We start from the raw sequence: 23,303 nt of genomic DNA, 5'->3' as shown, positions 1-23,303 counted from the left end.
TTGTTCCAACAAAAAAGCTTCTCAAAATGAGAAGCTTTTTTCAAATTTAAATAACTAATTTTTCATAAATCAGAACATTATTGAGCTACAGAAAACTCGATACGACGGTTTTTAAAACGTCCTTCTTCTGTTGTATTCTCTGCAACAGGCTGATCAGAGCCATGACCTTGTGCAACTAATTTAGATCCATCTACACCTTTAGATGTTAAATAGTCGACTACTGCTTGAGCACGGCGTTGTGATAAAGCTTTATTTGCTGCAGCATTACCCGTCGAGTCGGTATGACCACCCACATTTAATTTTACATTAGTCACTTTACTTAAGAGTGCTGCAGCTTGATCAAGAATGGCTTTGTTATCTGCAGGAATATCACTTGAGCCACTCGCAAAGTTAATGATTTGTAAGTTGAGTGCTTTTACTAATGCATTTACATCGACATTGTTCGGGTCAATTGAGCTTAAAGCTGTTTGCGAGGCACTTAAACTATTACTTACGGATTGCTCAGCTGTTTGTGGGGCTGTAGAAACAACTTCAGTGTGAGGAACAAGCGCTTTTACTTTAGCAGTTAATGCTGCTAACGCTGCTGCATCACCTGCTTTCAAAGTAATTTTGTCACCTATCCATTCTAAAGATGCATTTGGCACACCTTTCAATGCACCAAGTACGCCAGCAAGAGCATCTTTATCTGTAAATCCAGCTGCATATGTTTGACTGGTATCAACGTTACAATCTTGGGTTGATGAGAAAACCTGTTTAACTTGAGTTTGTAGTGTTGCTAAGAGTCCTTGATCTCCAATACCTGCCTGACACTGGCTCACAGCACCTTTATCATCTGTGCTTAATGTTAAACTCGCGGGTGCAGCTGCGGTAGTAGCTTCAACACCACTTGCACCCGTTGGTTCTGGTGCTGGCACAACCTCCTTATGTTGGCAAGAACGCCATAACCAAGCAATGATAAGACCCAGAATAATGAGTGCAATAATAGGCAAGAATCCACGAGATTTGCCTGTATTTTCAGTCGCAGCGGCAAGTGGTGGTGCTGTTGACGGTGTAACAGAAGACAAGCCTGCACCAAGCCCTAGTGGCGCTAATAGGCCAACAGCCCATCCCGGTAAATGTGAACGAATTGTTTCGGCATGCTGACGTAAATAATTCACAATACTTTGTTGATCATTTCCGGCAACATCCGAAATTGCATTAAGGCTGGGTTTAATTGCACTATTGAGTGTACTTTCGATTTCATTATTTGGTGCCGTACCGCTTAAATGAGTAAGTACCGTATTCTTGATTTGGTCATTATGAGAAAAGAGGTCTGATAATGAAGGAGTCAAACTATTTTTTAATTGTCCAATAAGATCAGGTTTAGCAGCTAACAATGAAAGTAAAATTGGATAAAACTTAGATAAAGCATTCGATTTTTCGCCTAGGTATCCGTCCTGATTATTTAATATAGTTGATGATACTTTTTCTTTAAGCAGTTCTATAGGGTTTATCGACATTGGTTATTCTCCCGAATTTTATACGTCGTAACCAGCAACTTTTGATTATTCAAATACTTCTCTTTGCTGATAGTTTTTTATTCTAATCTGCGTTCGATCTTTTATTGTTTTTTAAATAATTTATATACAAATTTGCATCTAGTCTTTACAAAACAGGCAGATCTTATTGATCTACCTGTTTATATTTTAAATTTACTTTAAATAACCGCTTTATCAGTTAGCAAAAGTTTGAAGTACTTTACCGCTAAGGTTTTGGCCCAACAATGGAGTATTTTTCCCTTGCGATAAAATCGTGTCTTTGCTTACTGTCCAGCTTAATTCAGGATCGACTAACACCCATCCTGCTTCATCTTTCCAACGCGTAGTCATATTGGCAACCTGCGCAGGTACGCTAGTCACTTTCTCCACCCACTCTAAAGGTTCAAATAAGCCTTCATTAATGAGTTGAATGCCTAAAGATACATAAGTATCAAAAGCAGTAATGCCCGGTTGAGTTTCAGCAAATGGTGCCATTTTTGCGGAGCTGCTTAAAGGTTCGTGATGCGTACAAATTGCATCAATCACGCCCTCTTTTAAACCTTGACGTAAAAGTTCTTTATCTTGCTCAGAACGCAATGGTGGACGAACATGTGCTAGAGAATTGAAACCATCAGTTAAGTGTTCAGTTAAATGCAACTGATGCATTGCTACATCGGCAGTCACAGGTAAACCTTTTGCTTTTGCTGCGCGGATTAATTCAACCGATGCACCACAAGATAACAAACCAAAGTGAGCTTTTACGCCAGTTGCTTCAATCATAAGCAAATATTTCGCAATCGCCACAGTTTCAGCAATTGCCGGAATCATTGGCAAACCTTGGCGAGAAGCAATAAAGCCTTCGTGTGCACATCCGTCTTTAGCAATCTGTGGCTCTTCAGCATAAAACACAACCGTTAAACCAAGACCCGCTGCATATTCCAAGGTACGAATAACTACATCGTCATTTTCAAAAGCAGCATTCGCATTAGAAACAGCAGTACAACCACCTTTTTTCAGGCCCGCCATGTTTGCTGGTTGCTTACCATTTAAACCTTGGGTCTGAGCACCAATGATATGCATGTGAATGCCCCCATCATGCCATGCCTTTTCAATCAAGCCATGAATGAGAGCACCGTTGTCTTGTACAATCGGCTTTGAATCAGGTGGTGTAATAACATGCAAAATACCATTGCCGCGTGCTGCCTTACCTTCCGATTTCAATGTCCCATGTTGCTGTTGACCCGGTTCACGCAAACGCGCGCATAAATCAACCATAGTTGGCATTAACCATTTGCCTTGGCCGTCAATGGTTTGCTCCACTTGCTCTACTGGAGCAACCAACTTGCCATTTTCAATATATACAGTTTGTACGCTGTCTGTTTTTTGGATTGGGTCTAACACACGTACATTTTCAATTTTTACAATACTCATGTGATCCATTCCTTACAACGTAATCGCTTCAATTAAACCTTGCTCTTGGAGTTGGCCTTGCATCGATAACGCCAATACGGCCATACGAACTGCAATGCCATTGGTTACTTGTTTCAAAATAACCGACTGATCTCCATCAGCAACACTTGAATCAATTTCTACACCACGATTCATTGGTCCCGGATGCATCACAATGCAGTCTGGTTTAGCTAAACCAAGACGTTCTTTGTTTAAGCCATACATTCTGTAGAATTCAGACTGTGAAGATAATGCTGGAGAGTCAATACGCTCGTTTTGAATACGTAAAGCAATAATCACATCACAACCAGTAATGCCTTCATCCATCTTGTTGAATAAGCGAACGTGCTCGCCATATTCCGAAAAGCCCACTGGCAATAATGTATTCGGTGCAATCACACGAATATCTTTACAACCTAGAGTTTGTAATGCAGCCACATCCGAACGTGCAACGCGAGAGTGTTTAATGTCCCCGATAATGGCAACGCTTAAATCTTCAAATGGTTTTTTAGTTTCACGGCGAATGGTCAGCATATCAAGCATCGCTTGCGTTGGATGCGCATGACGTCCATCCCCTGCATTAATAATCGCGACCTTAGGACATACATCTTTAGCAATAAAATGTGCAGCACCCGAAGATGAATGGCGAACAACAAAAATGTCTGCAGCCATTGCTTCAAGGTTCCAGAGCGTATCGCGTAGAGTTTCACCTTTTGAAGTGCTTGAACGTGCAATATCAATGTTCAGTACATTGGCAGACAAACGTTTTGCTGCTGCTTCAAAAGTAGTACGGGTACGGGTGGAGTTTTCAAAGAAGAGATTCATAACCGTCAATCCCTCTAAGAGCGGACGGTTAATTAAATTATTATTATCATCTAAAAAGCTTTGTGCGGTATCTAAAATCTTAGTGAGGTTTTCTTTTGAAAGCCCCTCAATGGTTAAAAAATGTTTTAAATTTCCGTCTTGATTGAGCTGAACCTGGCTCGGTTGATGCAACGCTGCAATATGCATAATGGATTCCTATGGGTCGAATCGCGAAAACGTGCATAGTGTAGCTGAATTCCGCTCTTTTCGCAGAAGAACTTTACAGAATAAGGCCCTAAATTAACCAGAAAATTTAGGACCTTGATCTAGATTATCTCAAGGCACCAATATAATGATGTGGAACTTGTGCTCGATAAATGTCTTCGGCACTGATTTCTGAATCTTCATCATCGTTAACAACAGTAATTTTTTCTTTTTGAGAAAGCTCCGGTATTGTGTCAACCAACGATTTTAATCGTTCAACGCATCGTTTTAATTCGTCGTCGTCCGACTCTAGTGCAAGCCCAATAACATATTTTGCATAATCTTTATTTTGAACCACATACAGGGCATCTATTACCCGCCCTGTCACCCTACGCATGCGTACATATATTTGTGTAGCTACTGAGAAAGCATCTGCATTAGAAACAAAACCATTCCCCATCATGTCTTTCATTTATAATTACCCCATTAATCTAAAATAATAAAAATGGTTAAAAAATAGCTGTGTTTGTTAAATAAATAACCATTGATAGGATTGACTTAGCAAAATACATACCACTTTTACTGTATTAATCTTTAAAAATCAGTTTATTGGTTGGATTATGATAGGTTGCAATAATTTAAAAACCTTTACACATCAAAATAAGTTAAACTTTGCATCGTTAATATTTATATGTTTTGGTCAATCGAGTTTATGAATACCTCTTTACGTTTAAACCACTATTGGATTACTTGTGCTGATGGTTTAGAAGCCCTCTTACAAGAAGAAATAGAACAGCTTGGCACCAAAGTGACAGAACGTAAAGCAGGACGTTTAATCATTGAAGGGACGCTTGAACATGCTTATCGCATCTGTATGTGGTCGCGTCTTGCTTCACGTGTTTTACTTCCAATTCATACTTATGAACTCGAACATACACACGATGCACGTGATGTAGCTGAAGAGCTTTATGAAGGTGCGATTAGCTTTGACTGGTCACTTATTTTTGCACCACAAAGTACCTTCGCAATTCGCTTACATGCAGAACGTGAAATTAAGGTTAATACTCAATTTGCAACACTTCGAGCAAAAGATGGTGTTGTCGATTCTTTTATGGAAGCTGTAGGTCGTCGTCCGAGCATTGACACTAAACAACCAGAAATTACGTTATATGTTTTAGCAGGTAAAACCGAACATACTTACTGCTTAGATTTATCTGGTGATTCATTACATAAACGTGGTTACCGTCGTTATATGACGGATGCACCAATCAAAGAAAACCTTGCGGCGGCAATCTTACAAAAAGCTCAGCTTCAGCAACGTAAGCCAGAGATTGTGCTCGACCCAATGTGTGGTTCAGGTACATTTATTATTGAAGCATTAATGATTTTGACTGACCGTGCGCCAGGACTTGTTCGCCGTTTTGGATTTAATGGTTGGCATGGTCATGACCGCGAACTTTGGCTTTCAATTAAAGCTGAAGCAGCAGAACGTCATGAAAAAGCACTTGAATTACCTTTACCTAAATTTTATGCCTACGATGCAGACTGGGAAGCTGTAAAAGCAACCCGTGAAAATATTATTGCGGCTGGCTTTGAAAAAGTATTAGGTCAAATTCAGATTGAAGAACGTACTTTAGCGGATTGGCCTGATTTTTCAGCTGAAGGCAAAACTGCATTTATTGTGACAAACCCTCCCTATGGTGAACGTTTAGGTGATAAAGCATCTAACCGCTCTCTTTACCTAGGTTTATCTGCGCTTTTACAAAAACATTTCCCAAATCAATATGCAGCAATTATTGCAGCGCAAATTGAACAAGCAGATGTTTTAGCGTTTGAAGCACCTGAAACTTTACGCTTAATGAATGGTAAATTGCCGATTTACATTCGCTTTGGTTCAATTAAGCCGGAAAAAGTTACACAACCATTCTTAGCAACTTGGCAAGCTCAACCTATTGAAATGGAAGAAGCTCAAGATTTTGCTAACCGTTTGCAAAAAAATATGACTGCCTTGAAAAAATGGGCAACGAAAGAAAATGTCTATTGCTTACGTTTGTATGATGCAGACTTACCTGACTTTAATGTCGCTGTAGATTTATATGGCGATCGCTTACACGTTCAGGAATATGCACCACCAAAGACAATTGATCCTGAAAAAGCAAAGAAACGTTTTAATTTAGCACTCGCTGCAATTCGTGCTGTTACTGGTTTAAACCGCGATGCCATCTTTATTAAGACACGTGCGCGCCAAACAGGTACAAATCAATATACAAAACAAAGTACTGCCTCAAAACGTTTTATCGTTCAGGAAGGTAAAGCTAAAATTTTAGTTAACCTGACAGATTACCTAGATACAGGTTTATTCCTTGACCATCGTCAAATGCGTTTACGTATCGCTCAAGAAGCGCGTGGCAAACACTTCTTGAATTTATATAGCTACACCTCTACAGCAAGCTTACATGCTGCTTTAGGCGGTGCCGCAAGCACGACAAGTGTAGACTTATCTAATACTTACTTAAGCTGGTCAAAAGAAAACTTCGTTTTAAATGGCCTGACTGTAGATCATGCAGATGAACAGCACATGTTCTTTGCGAGCGACTGTTTTGAATGGTTAAAAGAAGGTCATGAACAATACGACCTTATTTTTATCGATCCACCGACATTCTCAAACTCTAAAAAGTTCTACGGTACTTTCGACGTCCAACGTGACCATGTTTCACTCATTAAACGTGCAATGAACCGTTTACATAGTGAAGGAACACTCTATTTCTCAAACAACTATCGTGGTTTTGAAATGGACGAAGAGATCGAAGCTATTTTTCAGGTTGAAGAAATTACTTCTGAGACCATTGGCCCTGATTTTAAACGTAATCAAAAAATCCACCGTGCATGGAAAATCCAGCATCCTGGCCTAGATCAATATTAATAAGACTAGAGGTTATTATTACTTCACGGTAATAATAACCTCACCATGAACATTCTTTGATTCAAAATCATATTTGGTAAAGCGGTCTGCTCTTTCCGGTAATGCCATCATTTCCAGTTTCTTCTTTTCCTTACTATCGATAACATGGTTTTGTTTTTGTTCTTGATAAGGTGAAAGTACACTTGTTCTAAGTGCATCCCATCGAACTTGTTGTAAATAATTATCCCCTAATGCCTGACGTGCCTGTTGCTGTTCTGTCATTGGTTTCTTAGCATCGTCTTGAGCTTTCGCAATAATTACAGGCAAAGCTGCATTTACCGCCCCTGTTTGCGTTGCCAAAGCCCCTTCACTTAGAGGCTGCGCAGCCCATACATTAATTGGTATCATTGAAATACAACCTAAAATACACAGCGCAGGTCCTTGTTTATTGTTCATTGCATTTATCCTAAATTGTTATTGTTTGTTATATCGAACAAAATTAACAATTTTTTAAACATGTCGCAATGTTATGAATAGATTTCCCGACAATTAACATTGATCAATTTAAAACCAGAAATATTTCCCAAGCATTTTTCAAATATTAAGCCTTTTTATAGATTTTTATCTTCGACTTGAATCACACCTTTAAATCACTTACTGTGATTTTATAATTTTCTATAATTGATTTTAGTTATAAATAAACACCATTCGAGGTGAAATAATGCTTCAGTACTGCTGCCAACTATTAGAAGATCGCCAACTCAAAATCGCCTTTATTGAAAGCGCCAGTTCCGGTTATTTAACCAGTCAATTTTCTATTCACAAAAACAGTGGTGCAGATATTTTACTGGGTGGCTTAGTTAGCTACGACCCAAGCATTAAAATTAGTATTTTAAATATCGATCCAAAGTTAATAGAGACTTACACAGCAGAGTCACCGCAAGTCACGGAGGAAATGTGTAGGCTGGGTCAAAGCTTATTTCAACAAGCTGATATTATTGTCAGTTGTACTGGGCTATTAAAATCTGGCGGAAGTGAAACCCCAGAAAAACCTGTGGGCACCTTTTTTATTTGCATTTCTTACCAACAGCATATTTACCATTATCGTTATTTTTTATCTGGTCACTCAGAACAAAAGTTAAAGACATTAACTCAGAAAGTTTCAGATGCCATAATTGCTTTACTCACTTCAACCATAAAAAGTGATTCACCATAAAAAAAAGAGAATATGTTTCCATATTCTCTTTTCGGTTTTAGCAGACAAAGCTTAGCTGAGTTTCATTTTATCGAAGACTAAATGCCCATTTTCGCCTTTGACTAGAATAGTATCACCTGCGACAAAATCACCCGACAAGATTTTTTGTGCTAATGTGTTTTCAATCTGTTGTTGAATCGCACGTTTTAATGGACGCGCACCATATACAGGATCGAAACCAGCATCAATCAATAAATCAAAAGCAGTGTCATCTACAGTTAAACTCATGTCACGATCAACAAGACGCGAACGTAATCGATCCAACTGAATATCGGCAATGCCACGAATTTGTGCTTTTTTGAGTGAATGGAAAATCACAAGCTCATCAATCCGGTTAATAAATTCCGGACGGAAATGCTGACTTACCGCATTCATTACAATGGTACGCACTTCATCGTCTGTTGCACCCTCGCCTAGCTCACGTACATCTTGTGAACCTAAGTTCGAAGTCATCACAATTACCGTATTTTTAAAGTCTACTACTCGACCTTGTGAGTCTGTTAAGCGGCCATCGTCCAATACTTGGAGCAAGATATTGAATACATCTGGATGCGCTTTTTCAACCTCATCAAACAACACTACGCTATATGGCTTACGGCGAACAGCTTCAGTTAAAACACCGCCTTCTTCATAACCGACATATCCTGGAGGTGCACCAACCAAACGGCTAACCGAATGTTTCTCCATGAATTCACTCATGTCGATACGAATCATGGCATCATCACTGTCAAACAAGAAGTTAGCCAGCGCTTTAGTCAACTCAGTTTTACCAACACCTGTTGGACCCAAGAACAAGAACGAACCACTAGGACGATTCGGGTCAGACAAACCGGCACGTGAACGACGTACTGCATTCGACACCGCAACAACAGCTTCATCTTGCCCTACAACACGGTCATGTAAAAACTCTTCCATATGAAGGAGTTTTTCACGCTCGCCTTGCATCATTTTAGCAACCGGAATACCTGTTGCAGCACTAACAACTTCAGCAATTTCATTTTCAGTCACTTTAGTACGAATCAGTTTTGGCTCTTCGTTTTCTTCTGCAACCTCGTCTTGCTCGAGTTGTTTTTGCAACTCTGGAATTACGCCATACTGTAAACGTGCTGCCTCAGCCAAATCACCTTCACGCTGAGCTTTCTCAAAAGCAATACGCGCTTTATCAAGTTCCACCTGAGCCTGTTTAGTACCTTCTACTAAAGTTTTTTCAGACTTCCAGATTTCTTCAAGATCGTTGTATTCTTTCTCGACTTCAGCAATCTGTTTTTCAAGATGAGTGACTTCAGCTTTACTGCCGACATCTTCATCTTTTTTCACAGCTTCCAATTGCATTTTCAACTGGATTAAACGGCGATCAAGCTTATCAAGTGCTTCAGGTTTAGAGTCAATCTCCATTTTGATACGAGAAGCTGCTTCATCAATCAAATCAATTGCCTTGTCTGGTAATTGACGATCGGTGATGTAACGATGAGACATTTTCGCCGCAGCAATAATCGCAGAGTCTAAAATTTGCACACCATGGTGAGTAGCATATTTTTCTTTGAGTCCACGCAAAATCGCAATCGTATCTTCAACACTTGGTTCATCAACCAATACTTTCTGGAAACGACGCTCTAAAGCAGCATCTTTTTCAATGTATTGGCGATATTCATCTAATGTTGTCGCACCCACACAGCGCAATTCACCACGTGCTAATGCAGGTTTTAACATATTCCCTGCATCCATTGCGCCATCGCCTTTACCAGCGCCTACAAGCGTATGTAACTCATCAATAAACAGGATGATTTCGCCTTCGTGTTTCGCCAAATCTTTTAAAACTGCTTTTAAGCGTTCTTCAAACTCACCACGATATTTAGCACCAGCCAGTAATGAACCCAAGTCGAGGGATAAAACACGTTTATTCTTTAACCCCTCTGGCACTTCGCCATTCACAATACGCTGTGCCAAACCTTCAACAATAGCGGTTTTACCTACGCCCGGCTCACCAATAAGAACAGGATTGTTTTTGGTACGACGCGATAACACCTGAATCGTGCGTCGAATTTCATCATCACGCCCAATGACAGGATCAAGTTTTCCAGATAAAGCACGCTCTGTTAAATCAATCGTATATTTATTAAGTGAGTCACGTTGGTCTTCGTGATTATTACTCATGACTTTGTCATTACCTCGAATATGTTCAATTACTTTGCGTAAACTGTCAGGAGTTACGCCTACCGCACTTAAAATACTTTTAGTTTCGCCGGTCTCTGCCAAACCCAACAACACCCAGTCAGTTGATAAAAATTCATCACCTGCTTTCTGTGCATATCTGTCTGCCAAATTAAGTGCTTTTACAGCTTCTGGGTTTAAGTTGACATCACCCGTTGGATTGGCAATTGTCGGTGCATCTTTTATAGCCTGTTCAAGTTTCTGTTTAAGTTCAGGTAACCGTGCACCTGCTTGTTGCAACAAGCTAATATTTGATGGCTCTTCTAACAAGGTAGACAAAATATGAATACCTGCGATAGCGGTATGGTCCTTACCCATCGCTAAAGATTGAGCATCTGAGAGGGCTTGCTGCAAGCGGTTTGTAAATTTTTCAAAACGCATTCTTGTTATTCCTCACAACAAATTTGTACTTGTCTAATAGATGGGAACACTTCTTCGAATTTCAAATAAATTTTTATATATTTTTCATAATGTTATAAAAATAACAATGAGTAAAACTCCATTATAATATGGGATTGTTTTGTATATATTTCAAGTACAGTTCAGCTACATTTTATTAAAATGCTTGAATATTTAGATTTATGCTTATTCTTACTACGCTTTTCACAAAGTCTTCATTGAGAATTTAGTAATTAAGCTTTAGTTTATCTTGCTAGTTTCCTACTCGTTTTGAAATGAAAAATGCACTTTAAACATATTATATTAACAACAACTTGTCTTTTTACTTCGGCACTGGCAATCGCTCAGCTCCCCCAAGACTCTAGACGACCTGGTGGAATTGCAGTTATTCCTCTAACTACTGATATTACTCAGGTCACTTTTCAACAAAAGCCTGTTTTAATTAGTCAAGAAGGTCAGCAGCGTTATGCTGTGCTTGGTATTCCATTATCTACTCCAATCGGCAGTATTCAACTCGACACAAATAAAGCCCCGATCCAAATAGAAGTTAAGTCTTATCCTTACGCAGAACAACGGATTAAAGTCACTAATCAAGATTACGTGAACCCTAACCAAAGTCAATTAGACCGCTACGCTCAAGAAGCGAAAGAACAAAATGATGTATATAGTTCATTTAGACAGAGCTCATGGCAAACCCTCCCAACATTTATACGTCCAACTTCAGGAAAATTTAGCAACTCTTTCGGGAGAAAACGTTTCTTTAATGGTGAAGAACGAGCACCCCACTCAGGCTTAGATATTCCTGCGCCAGTAGGACAAAAAGTAGTTGCGCCCGCAGATGGTGTCGTTGTGCAAACTGGATCTTATTTTTTTAATGGTCAAACAGTGTTGATTGATCATGGTCAAGGCCTCATCAGCATGTTCTGCCATTTAAGTGCAATTAAAGTTGAGAAAGGCCAGCATATCCGCCAAGGAGAAACATTAGGTTTAGTAGGCAAAACTGGACGAGTGACAGGCCCTCACCTTCATTGGGGGATGAGCCTTAATAATGCTCGGGTAGATCCTCAGCTTTTCCTAAATACAGCTCGTTAATTTAAAGCTTTACGAAAATACTTTGGTGCCTCGACATAACCTTCTCTGAGGTAAAATTGATGTGCCAAAGGTCTTTGCACTCCTGAATGCAGTTCCATTCGATCGCAACCATGACGCTTGGCTAATTGTTCTGCTTCTTGTACGAGTAAATGTCCTACACCTTTACTACGCATATTCTCGTTAACGCACAAATAACATATTTTGGCAAAGTCGCCTTGTAAGGCTATTTGTGGAATAAAGTAGAGGGATAAAAAACCACAAATTTCACCTTCTTCTTCAGCAACTAAAATTTGTGACTTAGAGTCGTGATTTAATAATTCAAATTTTTCTTGAATAAGAGCGAGAGGTTGTGAGTATCCCATCTGTTTGAGTAGATCACATATTGCTTGAATATCTTCCGATTTAGCAGAACGAATATGCAATTTCATTGTTCCTCTTATTTTTTAGTTATTTTTGATAATAAAAAAGCCAACTCTATGTCAGCTTCTTTTAATTTTTAGCTATCAAACAAGTGCCTTATTCAGCTTCAATAATTTCAAAGTCATGTGTAATTTCTACACCACCATCAGAAAGCATTTTACTTGCTGAACAATATTTCTCGGCAGACAACTCAACTGCTTTTGCAACTTGCTTTTCTTTCACAGCTTTACCCGTTACCACAAAATGTAGGTGAATTTTAGTAAAGACAGCCGGAATTGTGTCAGCACGCTCAGCTTTTAAGTTACATACAACATTCGTCACATCTTGGCGAGATTTCTTTAAAATGGTCACAATATCAAACGAAGCACATCCACCAAGTCCCATTAATAACAGCTCCATAGGACGTGGACCACGGTTTTCACCACCATACTCAGGTGAGCCATCCATAATGACACTATGCCCACTATCTGATTTCGCTTCAAAAGCAACATTCTCTAGCCAATGTACACTTGTTTGCATTGCAACTACCTAAAAAAAATTATAAATTTAAGTAGGGTCTTTTGACATTTCATCTATGGATTGCGTTATAGCTAAAAATTAATCCAAATAAGACGCAAAACCCAGACAATGGCAATCCTTTGTCCAGTTTTGTAATAAAGTTTGTGAAATTTCAGCCATAATCTGAGTTGCAGTAAAAGCAGCGCAGGCTTAGCGCAAGACCAAGTTATTTTGTACGTTCCGTTGTTAAGATCTATTTATTTAGAATGACTAAATTTCATAGTTCTTATTAGGTACGTCTAAAAGAATTGTCTTATGTCGCAACCATCTGTGAAATGTCAACAGGCCCTTGTTTTGTACACTAACATAAAATGAGTTGATAAGGAATTTCATCTCTTCTGTGTAATAGCTCATCTCGGGCTTGTGTGAATTGTTTACCCTATTCGGAACATATTAAGCATGACTTCAAATTTTTCACAACTCAGCACAGATGCTTTATCCCCGGGGCAACTACCTGAATCCGTTAAAGCATTGTTAAAACGTGCTCACATCAACAGATATCCAAAACGAACCACAATTGTTGATGCCGGAACAGAGTCAAAATCTTTATATTTAATTTTAAAAGGCTCAGTTTCAATTATTTTACGTGAAGATGATGAACGTGAAATTGTTGTTGCATATTTAAATCCGGGAGATTTCTTTGGGGAAATGGGGCTTTTCGAACCGAACCCTCAACGTACAGCCGAAGTTCGTACGCGCGATGTCTGTGAAATTGCAGAAATTTCATATGACAACTTTCACGAACTTAGCAAACAATATCCAGACTTAAGCTATGCTGTTTTTGCACAATTAGTTCGCCGTCTAAAAAATACGACCCGTAAAATGACAGATCTTGCGTTCATTGATGTGTCTGGTCGTATTGCACGTTGCTTAATCGATCTATCTTCTCAACCTGAAGCAATGATTTTGCCAAATGGACGTCAAATTCGCATTACTCGTCAAGAAATTGGCCGTATTGTTGGATGCTCACGCGAGATGGTTGGTCGTGTACTCAAAACCTTAGAAGATCAAGGTATGATCCAGACAGATGGTAAAGCTATTCTTATTTTTGATACTTCATTAGAAGAAAACTCTGTTTCTGATGAAGACTACGACGATGAAGAGTAACATTCATTAAATTTTAATAAAAAGCAAACTTCGGTTTGCTTTTTTTATATGCAACAATGAGTTAATACATAAAAATTACAAACTATTCTAAATTTATGATTTAAGTTGAATACATATTCTCCGTTAGGCTAACTCAAAATTTCCAAGGATTTCACTGTATGCAATTTAATTCACTTAGTCGCACAGGCATTAAACTTCCAGAAATTTGTTTAGGTACCATGACATTTGGTGAGCAAAACTCCCAACAAGAAGCTTTTGAACAACTCAATTATGCCTTGGCACATGGTTTATATTTTTGGGATACAGCAGAGATGTATTCTGTTCCACCAAAACCAGAAACTTACGGTGCAACTGAAACTATTATTGGCAATTGGTTTGCCCAAAATGGACAACGTGACAAAGTTTTTCTCGCATCTAAAATTGCAGGTCCAGGCTTTGGAGGAACGCACATCAGAGAAGGCCATACCCGCTTTAACAGCGACCATATTGCCAAAGCACTAGATGGTTCACTTAAACGTCTCCAAACGGACTATATCGATCTTTATCAACTACATTGGCCTGAACGTCATACCAACTTTTTTGGTACGCTCGCTTATGGCAATCAGCAAGCTGAAAATGATTACGACACAACACCTCTAGAAGAAACTTTACTCGCTCTACAAGAAGAAATTAACCGTGGACGCATTCGCTATATTGGTTTATCAAATGAAACGCCTTGGGGCACTATGAAATTTTTACATTTGGCTGAAAAGCTAGGTGTCAGTAAATTTGTAAGTGTTCAAAACCCATATAGTCTTCTCAACCGTACTTATGAAATAGGTATGTCTGAGATTGCCAAATATGAAGATGTCGGTTTGCTCGCCTACTCTCCTCTGGCTTTTGGATACTTAACCGGCAAGTTTAGAAATGGTGCTCGTCCAGCTAATGCCCGTGTAACATTATTTCCTCGGTTTAGCCGCTACAGTAACCCTCAAAGCGAATGGGCAACTGAACAATATGCACAGCTAGCAGAAAAACATGGGCTAAGCTTAACTCAAATGGCCTTAGCTTTTATTAAACAACAGTTCTTTGTAACAAGCACAATTATTGGTGCCACTAATTTAGACCAACTCAAAGAGAATATTCAGGCATTTGAGATTGAGTTATCTAGTGAAGTCCTACAAGGTATTGAAGCCATCCATACTCAGCAGCCCAACCCAGCTCCTTAAATAAAAAACGGATGCTTAAGCATCCGTTTTCTTTATCTATATAAAATTTACATCTTATTTGCGGCTATTATAAACTGCCATTGCCGCAGGTAAGTTTTTACGCATATCACCAATACGTTGTGAGTTAGATGGGTGAGTAGACAAGAATGATGAACCACCACCACCTTCAAGCTTATTCATTTTTTCCCAAAGTGTAATCGCTGCATTTGGATTATAGCCTGCACGCGCCATCAACATTAAACCACCTTGGTCAGCACGACTTTCCAAGCTACGAGAATATGGTAAGCCCACACCCACTTGTGTACCTAACTGAGCAGCAGCAGTACCAAGCTGGCCTACATTATTACCCGCATAGCTTAAACCAATGCCTAGAGCTAAATCAGTTAAAGCTTGTGCACCGATTTTACTTTTTGCATGCTCTTCTAAAGCATGTGTCATTTCATGTCCCATAACAGCTGCAATTTCAGCATCTGTCAGATTCAATTTATTCACAATACCTGTATAGAACACTACCTTGCCACCAGGTGCAACGTAAGCATTAATCGTATCTGATTTCAACACCGCTAACTGCCAGCTAAATGGTTGACCAGTCTGATTCATCTGGTTCGCATATGGTTTTAAACGGTTGAATACAGCATTAATACGGTTATATGTACTAGAACTTGTATCGAGAGCACCCTTACCACGTGCTTCCTGCACCATCTTATTAAAACCTTGAGCAGATTGAGCATTCAAGGTTGCAGTATCTGCACCTGCCATGTCCGCTACGGTTGCACAGCCAGAAATGGTCATCACGCTTGCTGCACACAAGCTTAAAAAGAGTTTTTTATTCATAACACGGATCACCTAAATCGATAAAAAGCTGTTTATTCTTTTGCACTTATTATAAGAAATACCAGTCACGCTTTGAATGTCTCATTTCTCCATGATCATAGTATTTATGTAACGATCAAGCAGATAAAGTCATCAAATAAATCCAGAAAATCAAACAGATTACATTTAAACCCAGATAAACATGACTTAAGGTCTTAACTTTCTCTTCAAGATTAGGACTTTCCTTTTTCCAGAGTAAATAACTATTTTGTATGAATACGACAGGAATTAACACACATGCGAACAAAACCGACAAGCTCATAAACGCAGTCATAAAGAAGTCTTCATGATATTCCTGTCCATAAATAATCAACATTGCCAGCGTGGGTGAACCACCAACAGCAAATAAAAAAGAATAAAAAATTGTTTTTGAAATAGTTGGTTGCAGCTTCATCCTGAGCCCATCCTTCCTGATCTATATATAACGTTTTAATCTGGATCTAATAAAACGAAAACTGCACTTTAGTCGGGTATAAAAAAGCCCCCTTTTAGGAGGCCTTTTTAATCTTTGCTAATTAAGCAGAGAATGGATGACGTAAAACAATTGTTTCTGCACGGTCTGGACCAGTTGAAACAATATCAATCGGACATTCGATTAATTGTTCAATACGCTTAACATAAGCTAAAGCATTTGCTGGTAATTGATCGATACTAGTTAAACCAACAGTCGACTCGCTCCAACCAGGCATAGTTTCATAGATTGGCTTCAAGCATTCGAAAGAAACTGCATCTGAAGAACCTACACAACCTGAATCTGTATTTTCATAACCCACACAGATTTTTACTTCTTCCAAACCATCTAAAACGTCAAGTTTAGTTAAGCAAATACCTGAAAGTGAGTTTACATCTACAGAACGGCGAAGAATTTCAGCATCAAACCAACCACAACGACGTTGACGGCCAGTAGAAGCACCAAATTCATGACCAACTGTGCCTAAGTGTTTACCAATTGGGTCACCAGAATCAGTCGCTGCATCGTAAACCAATTCAGTTGGGAATGGACCAGCACCTACACGTGTTGTATAAGCCTTAGTAATACCCAATACATAATCAAGATGTAAAGGTCCCATACCTGAACCAGAGCTTACGCCACCAGCAGTTGTATTTGAACTTGTAACATACGGATAAGTACCGTGATCGATATCAAGAAGTGAGCCTTGAGCTCCTTCAAACATTACCGCCTTACCTTCTTTGCGATAGTCATGCAACACTTTAGTAACATCAATCACTAATGGAGCAAGCACTTCACGCCATTGGTTGCAAAGAGCCAATACATCTTCAAATTTAACAGCTTCTACACCGTAGAACTGAGTTAACTGGAAGTTATGCAACTCAAGCATTTCTTGGAGTTTTTCTTCAAGCGCTGCACCACCACGAACAAGGTCAGCAACACGCACTGCACGGCGAGCCACTTTATCTTCGTATGCAGGACCAATACCACGACCTGTAGTACCGATTTTAGCATTACCACGTTTCTTCTCACGTGCCTGATCAAGTGCAATGTGGTTAGGCAAAATGAGTGGACAGTTTGGAGAAATACGTAGACGTTCTTTAACAGGAACACCTTCCGCTTCCAAAATTCCCATTTCTTCAATTAACGCGGCTGGTGAAAGTACTACACCATTACCAATTAAGCACAATACGTTTTCACGTAAAATGCCTGATGGAATGAGGTGCAATACAGTCTTTTTACCACCTACGACAAGAGTATGACCTGCGTTATGTCCGCCTTGATAACGTACTACCGCAGCCGCTTGATCTGTGAGCAGGTCGACGATTTTACCTTTACCTTCGTCGCCCCATTGGGTACCAAGTACCACAACATTTTTGCCCATAATAGCCTCATTACATCATGCTGTTAAAATTGGAAACCACCAGTAAAAATTTACCGCTGGCGATTAAATCTTTTCAATATTCCATTGTCCATTTTGCGACACGAATTGATGGGTCGCATATGGAATAGAACTTAAATCATCATTACCTAACAATTGAACGACACGTAAACCTTGAGCGCGCGCATTCGAAATTGCTGAGAGTAAATCCTGTTCTGAGCCTTTTGGAGCAACAACAGTTTCGATTTCGGCGAACTGGTTTGCACCTAAGGCATATAAATCACAACTAAAGCCAGTAGCAGGACGTGCGCGGCCAAAGTGCTCACCAATACCATCATAACGACCACCCTGTGCTAAAGGCGCAGCACGATTCGGTGCATAGACCGCATACATCAAACCAGTGTGATAGTGATAACTACGTAGCTCTACAACATCAATACCGATATTGAGATTTGGCCAACGGCCTTTAATTTGCGCATGTGTCGTTTTAAGTGCATCTAATGCTGACTTAAATTCAGCATCTTGTAAGATGTTTGCACTTAAATTCGCCTGTAATGCTTCTAGATCACTAGAATAGCGACCAAGCGCATAGAAATCAGAACCCATATTCAGGTTTTGTGTAAACTCGGCTAACTCTGGTAACGCTTTTCTTTGATAAAGATCTGAAAGCTCATGCTCTTCATTTTTTGACAGTCCAGCATACTTTACTAAACTGCGAAACAACCCTACATGACCCAAATCTAAATGCGCGCCTTGTAAAGTATAAATGTTCTCGATCAACCCCAGCATGACATCGACCATTTCGACATCAGCTTCGATACTGTCGTGTCCGTATAACTCTGCACCTAATTGTAGAGGTGCACGTGTGGCATTGAAATTTTGTGGTTTAGTATGTAATACAGTCCCTGAATAACAGTAACGTGCAACGCCTTCAACTGGTCTTACATGTGCATCAATACGTGCAACTTGTGGCGTCATATCAGCACGAACACCGAGTAAACGGCCTGAGAGCTGATCAATGACCTTAAAAGTTACTAAATCTAAGTCTTGATTTGATTCTGATAATGAAGACAACGATTCGATGTATTCGATAAATGGTGTATATACCAATTGATAACCTCGTACCGCGAGGAAATCTAAAGCTTCACGGCGAAGTTTTTCAATGACTTGCGCCTGTTCCGGCAATACATCTGCTACCCCGTCAGGCAGCAACCATGTCTCTGAAATGGTCATATTTCAAGCCTAAAATCTGATCAACGTGGAACGACCCCACATAAAAAAATCGGGAACACACCCGATTTCTCTTAGTGTAGCATGATACTTTGTGCCATGCACCTGACAATTTGCATAAATCTTCGTTAATAAACTCTAAAGTCAAAAAGAAGATTTCATGAATTAATAATAATATTCAACACTTTATTATCATTCACTCATATCATAGACAAAAGTTCTTCGACTAAAGAATGGGCCAATATCTGAGCTATCCCCTTGTTGCCAGTTAACCAAACTTAACTTTTGAAAGAATCACACAAATCCAATAATCGGTTTGCATAGCCCCATTCATTATCATACCAAGCGAATACTTTAGCTTGATGGCCAACAACCATCGTCTGAGTTAAATCAACGATGAGTGAATAAGGTGAATGATTGAAATCACTCGAAACTAAAGGCTCATCTGTTACCGCCATAATTTCTACATAATCTGTTTGGGAGGCTTTAACTAGTATTTCATTAAGGTGATGCACTGTAATTGGAGATTGTGCGATAAAAGTTAAGTCAATTGCCGCTACATTAATAGTCGGTACACGAATTGAATAACCATCAATACGGTCTTCCATTTTAGGCATAACACGTTTTAATGCACCAAGCGCACTAGACGTGGTCGGAATAATATTTTGCCCTGAAGCCCTAGCACGTCGTAAATCACGATGTGCGTGGTCAAGAACAGATTGATCTGCCGTTACCGCATGAATTTCTGTCATAAGTGCGGTTTCAATACCAAAAGCATCATCAATGATTTTGACTAATGGAACCAAAGCTTGAGTAGTACACGACACACTCGAAATGATTTGATCAGTCACTTTGACTTCATTGTGGTTCACACCATAAACAATGGCTGCATCGACATGATCAAAAGGTGCTGCCCCAATAATGACCCGCTTCGCCCCTGCTTGTAGATGACGTGTTGCATCCGCATGAGAACGAAACAGTCCTGTACACTCAAGTACCACATCAATATCTAAACTAGACCATGGTAAAAGTTCAGGTTGTTTCTGCTTTAAAACCTCAACTTTTAGCGTTCGTTGATTTGACTGAATATTCAAAAAAACTTTTTCATTTTCAATCAATATATCTACATTTCCATTGAAGCGGCCGTGCGTAGAATCATATTTAAATAAATGCACTAATGTCTGGACATCTGCTATATCGTTAATCGCCACGATTTCAAAATGAAATTGCTTTGGGCTTTCGAACCAGGCGCGTAAAACATTACGTCCAATCCGACCAAACCCATTAATGGCGATACGTTGCATGACCTATCCTTATCAACAAAACTACAAATTAAAGAAGGCATATAGTAAAGCACCTCAAGGCTAGTTGAATATAGATTTTTAGCCAAATCACAGTTTTGTAAGATATTCCTTTTAAAATCGTTGGTTCGGTGGGGTTTTTCCGCTACAATTTAGCGTTTTTAAAAAATAAGCCCCGTATCACATGCAAGGTTTGGCATAAAACAAACAGGCATTGATACATTTAGCCAAATTCGAAAATATGGAGTGACTTGGTTGTGAGTACTCGTTTAATGACATCTGCTGAAATTCGTGAAGCATTTTTGCGCTACTTTGAAACGCAAGGGCATACACGTGTCGCGTCGAGTTCTCTTGTTCCTGCCAACGACCCAACTTTATTATTTACAAATGCTGGGATGAACCAGTTTAAAGACTGCTTTTTAGGTCTCGAGAAACGTGACTATGTGCGTGCGACCACATCACAAAAATGTGTACGCGCTGGCGGTAAACACAATGACTTAGATAACGTTGGCTACACTGCACGTCACCATACATTCTTTGAAATGTTAGGTAACTTCTCATTCGGTGATTACTTCAAACGTGATGCACTTAAATTCGCATGGGAATTTTTAACCAGCGAACAATGGCTTGCTTTACCAAAAGATAAACTTTATGCCACGGTTTACCACACCGATGACGAAGCTTACGACATCTGGAACAAAGAAATCGGTTTAGCACCAGAACGTATTATCCGTATTGGTGATAATAAGGGCGAAAAATACGCATCTGATAACTTCTGGGCAATGGGTGATACTGGCCCATGTGGTCCATGTTCTGAGATTTTCTTTGACCATGGTGATCACATTTGGGGTGGATTACCAGGCACACCTGAAGAAGACGGTGACCGTTTCATTGAAATCTGGAACAACGTTTTCATGCAGTTTAACCGTACTGCTGATGGCGTGCTTCACCCTCTTCCTGCTCCATCTGTTGATACAGGTATGGGCTTAGAGCGTATCTCTGCTGTATTGCAACATGTTAATTCAAACTACGACATTGACCTGTTCCAACACTTATTAAAAGCTGCTGCAAATATTATTGATATTGAAGACCAAGGTCAGCCTTCTTTACGTGTTGTTGCAGACCATGCGCGCTCATGCTGTTTCCTCATTGCTGATGGTGTGAACCCAAGCAATGAAGGTCGTGGTTATGTACTTCGCCGTATTATCCGCCGTGCTGTTCGTCACGGAAATAAACTTGGTGCAACTGGTACGTTCTTCTACAAAATGTTGCAACCTTTAATTGAAGTTATGGGTGATGCATATCCAGAGCTTGCAGCGCGTAAAGACGTGATTGAAGCAACCTTAATTCGTGAAGAAGAACAGTTTGCTAAAACACTTGAGCAAGGCTTGAAACTACTTGAAGGCGAACTTGCTCAATTAAAAGATAAAACGATTCCTGGTGCGACTGTATTTAAACTTTACGACACCTATGGTTTCCCGACAGACTTAACTGCTGATATTGCACGTGAACGTGACTTTATTATTGATGAAGCTGGTTTTGAAGTAGAAATGGCAGCACAGCGTCAACGTGCTCGTGATGCTGGTAAGTTTGCAGTTGATTACAATAACATTGTAAAAGTTGAAGGCGAAACTCAGTTTGATGGTTACATCAACACCACTGGTCAAGGTCAAATTGTAGCGATCTATAAAGATGGTGTACAAGTTGATGAAGTTTCTGAAGGTGATGAAGCGCTTATCGTTTTAAACCAAACTCCTTTCTATGCTGAAAGTGGTGGTCAGATTGGCGACACTGGTATCTTCAAAAATGAAACTGGTATTTTTGAAGTTCAAGATACTAAAAAGTCAGGTGGTGCCTTTGTTCATCAAGGTATTGTGACCGTTGGTAGTCTTAAAGCAGATCAAAATGTTGAAGCGATTGTTAAAGCAGACATTCGTGAAGCAACTGCACGTAACCACTCTGCAACTCACCTATTACATGCTGCCCTTCGTCAAATCTTAGGTTCACATGTACAACAAAAAGGTTCTCTAGTTGCAAGCGATATCTTACGTTTCGACTTTGCTAATGACCAACCTGTAACTTTTGAACAGTTACAACAAGTTGAGCGTTTAGTGAATGCAGAAATTATTGCAAACAGTGCTGTAACAACCGAACTTCTTGATATCGAAGCTGCAAAAGCTAAAGGTGCCATGATGTTGTTTGGTGAAAAATACGGTGATGAAGTACGTGTACTTTCTATGGGTTCAATTATTGATGAGAAAAACTTCTCAATTGAACTATGTGGTGGTATCCACGTTAAACGTACAGGTGATATTGGTTTATTCAAAATCACTTCAGAAGGTGGTGTAGCTGCTGGTGTACGTCGTATTGAAGCTGTTACAGGTACTAAAGCGCTAGATGTAGTACAAAAAACTGATGCTGATATCCAGCACATTAATGGCTTATTAAAAGCACAGAAAGACCAAACTGTTGAGCGTGTACAAGCCAATGTTGAATTGGTTTCTGCATTACAAAAGCAGATTGAACAGCTCAATCAGAAATTGGCAAACTTCCAAGCGTCAGAATTGATTGATCAGGTACAAACCATTGCTGGTCGTCAAACGCTTATTACCACTGTTCAAGGTGTAGATGCAAAATCACTTCGCAACTTACATGACAGTGTTAAATCGAAATTAGAGAATGCAGTTATTGTTTTAGCTGGTGTAGAGGGTGACAAAGTTAGCCTACTTGCTTCAGTTGCATCACAATACACTGCAACTCTAAAAGCAGGTGACATCATCAAACATCTAGCAACAGAGTTAGGTGGTAAAGGTGGTGGTAAACCTGACTTAGCACAAGGTGGCGCGCCACTTAACGAGAAGTTTGGACAAGTTATCGCAGCATTACCTGCATGGCTTGAACAAAAATAAGACTTCACTTTTTGTGTAACTGACCCTGAAAA

General features: G+C 39.6%; 19 protein-coding genes and 1 pseudogene. 6 read left to right on the top strand and 14 right to left on the bottom strand.

The window, feature by feature from the left end:
- Positions 1 to 77 precede the first annotated feature (77 nt).
- From ACXM0J_RS14510 to ACXM0J_RS14495, 4 genes are all read right to left on the bottom strand, one after another.
- A complete protein-coding gene (locus ACXM0J_RS14510) occupies positions 78 to 1,499 on the bottom strand; it encodes an OmpA family protein (RefSeq protein ID WP_086264410.1) in 1,422 nt (473 codons plus the stop codon).
- A gap of 213 nt (positions 1,500 to 1,712) precedes the next feature.
- On the bottom strand, positions 1,713 to 2,948 hold the full coding sequence (locus tag ACXM0J_RS14505; RefSeq protein ID WP_005070303.1) for a dihydroorotase: 1,236 nt from the start codon (positions 2,946 to 2,948) through the stop codon (positions 1,713 to 1,715).
- Between the two features lie 12 nt (positions 2,949 to 2,960).
- A complete protein-coding gene (locus ACXM0J_RS14500) occupies positions 2,961 to 3,977 on the bottom strand; it encodes an aspartate carbamoyltransferase catalytic subunit (protein WP_014206196.1) in 1,017 nt (338 codons plus the stop codon).
- Between the two features lie 124 nt (positions 3,978 to 4,101).
- A complete protein-coding gene (locus tag ACXM0J_RS14495) occupies positions 4,102 to 4,446 on the bottom strand; it encodes a hypothetical protein (RefSeq protein WP_014206195.1) in 345 nt (114 codons plus the stop codon).
- Between the two features lie 240 nt (positions 4,447 to 4,686).
- Between ACXM0J_RS14495 and rlmKL the strand changes: the two genes are divergently transcribed.
- Positions 4,687 to 6,897 (top strand): bifunctional 23S rRNA (guanine(2069)-N(7))-methyltransferase RlmK/23S rRNA (guanine(2445)-N(2))-methyltransferase RlmL, encoded by a 2,211-nt coding sequence (gene rlmKL, locus ACXM0J_RS14490; protein WP_199978422.1) that lies wholly within the window; start codon positions 4,687 to 4,689, stop codon positions 6,895 to 6,897.
- Positions 6,898 to 6,915: 18 nt separating this feature from the next.
- Here the strand turns inward: rlmKL and ACXM0J_RS14485 are convergent, their stop codons facing one another.
- Entirely contained in the window at positions 6,916 to 7,332 is a 417-nt protein-coding gene (locus tag ACXM0J_RS14485) for a hypothetical protein (protein ID WP_086264408.1), read from the bottom strand.
- 265 nt (positions 7,333 to 7,597) lie between these two features.
- Here ACXM0J_RS14485 and ACXM0J_RS14480 point away from each other — a divergent pair, with 265 nt between their 5' ends.
- On the top strand, positions 7,598 to 8,092 hold the full coding sequence (locus ACXM0J_RS14480) for a CinA family protein (protein WP_086264407.1): 495 nt from the start codon (positions 7,598 to 7,600) through the stop codon (positions 8,090 to 8,092).
- Between the two features lie 51 nt (positions 8,093 to 8,143).
- On the opposite strand, the gene clpB is transcribed toward ACXM0J_RS14480, so the two are convergent.
- Positions 8,144 to 10,723, bottom strand: a complete 2,580-nt coding sequence (gene clpB / locus ACXM0J_RS14475) for an ATP-dependent chaperone ClpB (protein ID WP_086264406.1) — start codon at positions 10,721 to 10,723, stop codon at positions 8,144 to 8,146.
- Positions 10,724 to 11,023: 300 nt separating this feature from the next.
- Here clpB and ACXM0J_RS14470 point away from each other — a divergent pair, with 300 nt between their 5' ends.
- Complete coding sequence (locus ACXM0J_RS14470; RefSeq protein WP_086264405.1) at positions 11,024 to 11,833, top strand: M23 family metallopeptidase; 810 nt, start codon at positions 11,024 to 11,026, stop codon at positions 11,831 to 11,833.
- On the opposite strand, the gene ACXM0J_RS14465 is transcribed toward ACXM0J_RS14470, so the two are convergent.
- The 3 genes and pseudogenes from ACXM0J_RS14465 to ACXM0J_RS14455 form a co-directional block, all read right to left on the bottom strand.
- Positions 11,830 to 12,255 (bottom strand): GNAT family N-acetyltransferase, encoded by a 426-nt coding sequence (locus ACXM0J_RS14465; protein ID WP_086264419.1) that lies wholly within the window; start codon positions 12,253 to 12,255, stop codon positions 11,830 to 11,832. The genes ACXM0J_RS14470 and ACXM0J_RS14465 overlap by 4 nt on opposite strands.
- A 94-nt stretch (positions 12,256 to 12,349) precedes the next feature.
- On the bottom strand, positions 12,350 to 12,772 hold the full coding sequence (locus tag ACXM0J_RS14460) for an OsmC family protein (protein ID WP_005041936.1): 423 nt from the start codon (positions 12,770 to 12,772) through the stop codon (positions 12,350 to 12,352).
- 78 nt (positions 12,773 to 12,850) lie between these two features.
- Positions 12,851 to 12,961: pseudogene (locus ACXM0J_RS14455) on the bottom strand (hypothetical protein); the annotation flags it as partial.
- A 249-nt stretch (positions 12,962 to 13,210) separates the two neighbouring features.
- Between ACXM0J_RS14455 and crp the strand changes: the two are divergent.
- Positions 13,211 to 13,918 (top strand): cAMP-activated global transcriptional regulator CRP, encoded by a 708-nt coding sequence (gene crp, locus ACXM0J_RS14450; protein WP_046812331.1) that lies wholly within the window; start codon positions 13,211 to 13,213, stop codon positions 13,916 to 13,918.
- A 158-nt stretch (positions 13,919 to 14,076) separates the two neighbouring features.
- Entirely contained in the window at positions 14,077 to 15,126 is a 1,050-nt protein-coding gene (locus ACXM0J_RS14445; protein WP_086264404.1) for an NADP(H)-dependent aldo-keto reductase, read from the top strand.
- Between the two features lie 54 nt (positions 15,127 to 15,180).
- On the opposite strand, the gene ACXM0J_RS14440 is transcribed toward ACXM0J_RS14445, so the two are convergent.
- The 5 genes from ACXM0J_RS14440 to ACXM0J_RS14420 all read right to left on the bottom strand — a co-directional run bounded on the left by ACXM0J_RS14440 (position 15,181) and on the right by ACXM0J_RS14420 (position 20,365).
- Entirely contained in the window at positions 15,181 to 15,960 is a 780-nt protein-coding gene (locus ACXM0J_RS14440) for a M48 family metallopeptidase (RefSeq protein WP_002121572.1), read from the bottom strand.
- A 115-nt stretch (positions 15,961 to 16,075) separates the two neighbouring features.
- Entirely contained in the window at positions 16,076 to 16,393 is a 318-nt protein-coding gene (locus ACXM0J_RS14435; protein WP_086264403.1) for a hypothetical protein, read from the bottom strand.
- Between the two features lie 121 nt (positions 16,394 to 16,514).
- Positions 16,515 to 17,834: an adenylosuccinate synthase gene (locus ACXM0J_RS14430; RefSeq protein WP_086264402.1), complete on the bottom strand. Its 1,320-nt coding sequence runs from the start codon at positions 17,832 to 17,834 to the stop codon at positions 16,515 to 16,517.
- Positions 17,835 to 17,897: 63 nt separating this feature from the next.
- On the bottom strand, positions 17,898 to 19,064 hold the full coding sequence (locus tag ACXM0J_RS14425; protein WP_086264401.1) for an ATP phosphoribosyltransferase regulatory subunit: 1,167 nt from the start codon (positions 19,062 to 19,064) through the stop codon (positions 17,898 to 17,900).
- Positions 19,065 to 19,339: 275 nt separating this feature from the next.
- Positions 19,340 to 20,365 (bottom strand): type I glyceraldehyde-3-phosphate dehydrogenase, encoded by a 1,026-nt coding sequence (locus ACXM0J_RS14420; RefSeq protein ID WP_086264400.1) that lies wholly within the window; start codon positions 20,363 to 20,365, stop codon positions 19,340 to 19,342.
- Positions 20,366 to 20,634: 269 nt separating this feature from the next.
- On the opposite strand from ACXM0J_RS14420, the gene alaS reads away from it, so the two are divergent.
- A complete protein-coding gene (gene alaS / locus ACXM0J_RS14415) occupies positions 20,635 to 23,271 on the top strand; it encodes an alanine--tRNA ligase (RefSeq protein ID WP_086264399.1) in 2,637 nt (878 codons plus the stop codon).
- Positions 23,272 to 23,303 lie beyond the last annotated feature (32 nt).

The organism is Acinetobacter sp. GRABPA_MV_2, assembly GCF_056725885.1.
This window is presented reverse-complemented; position numbering and strand designations above follow the sequence as displayed.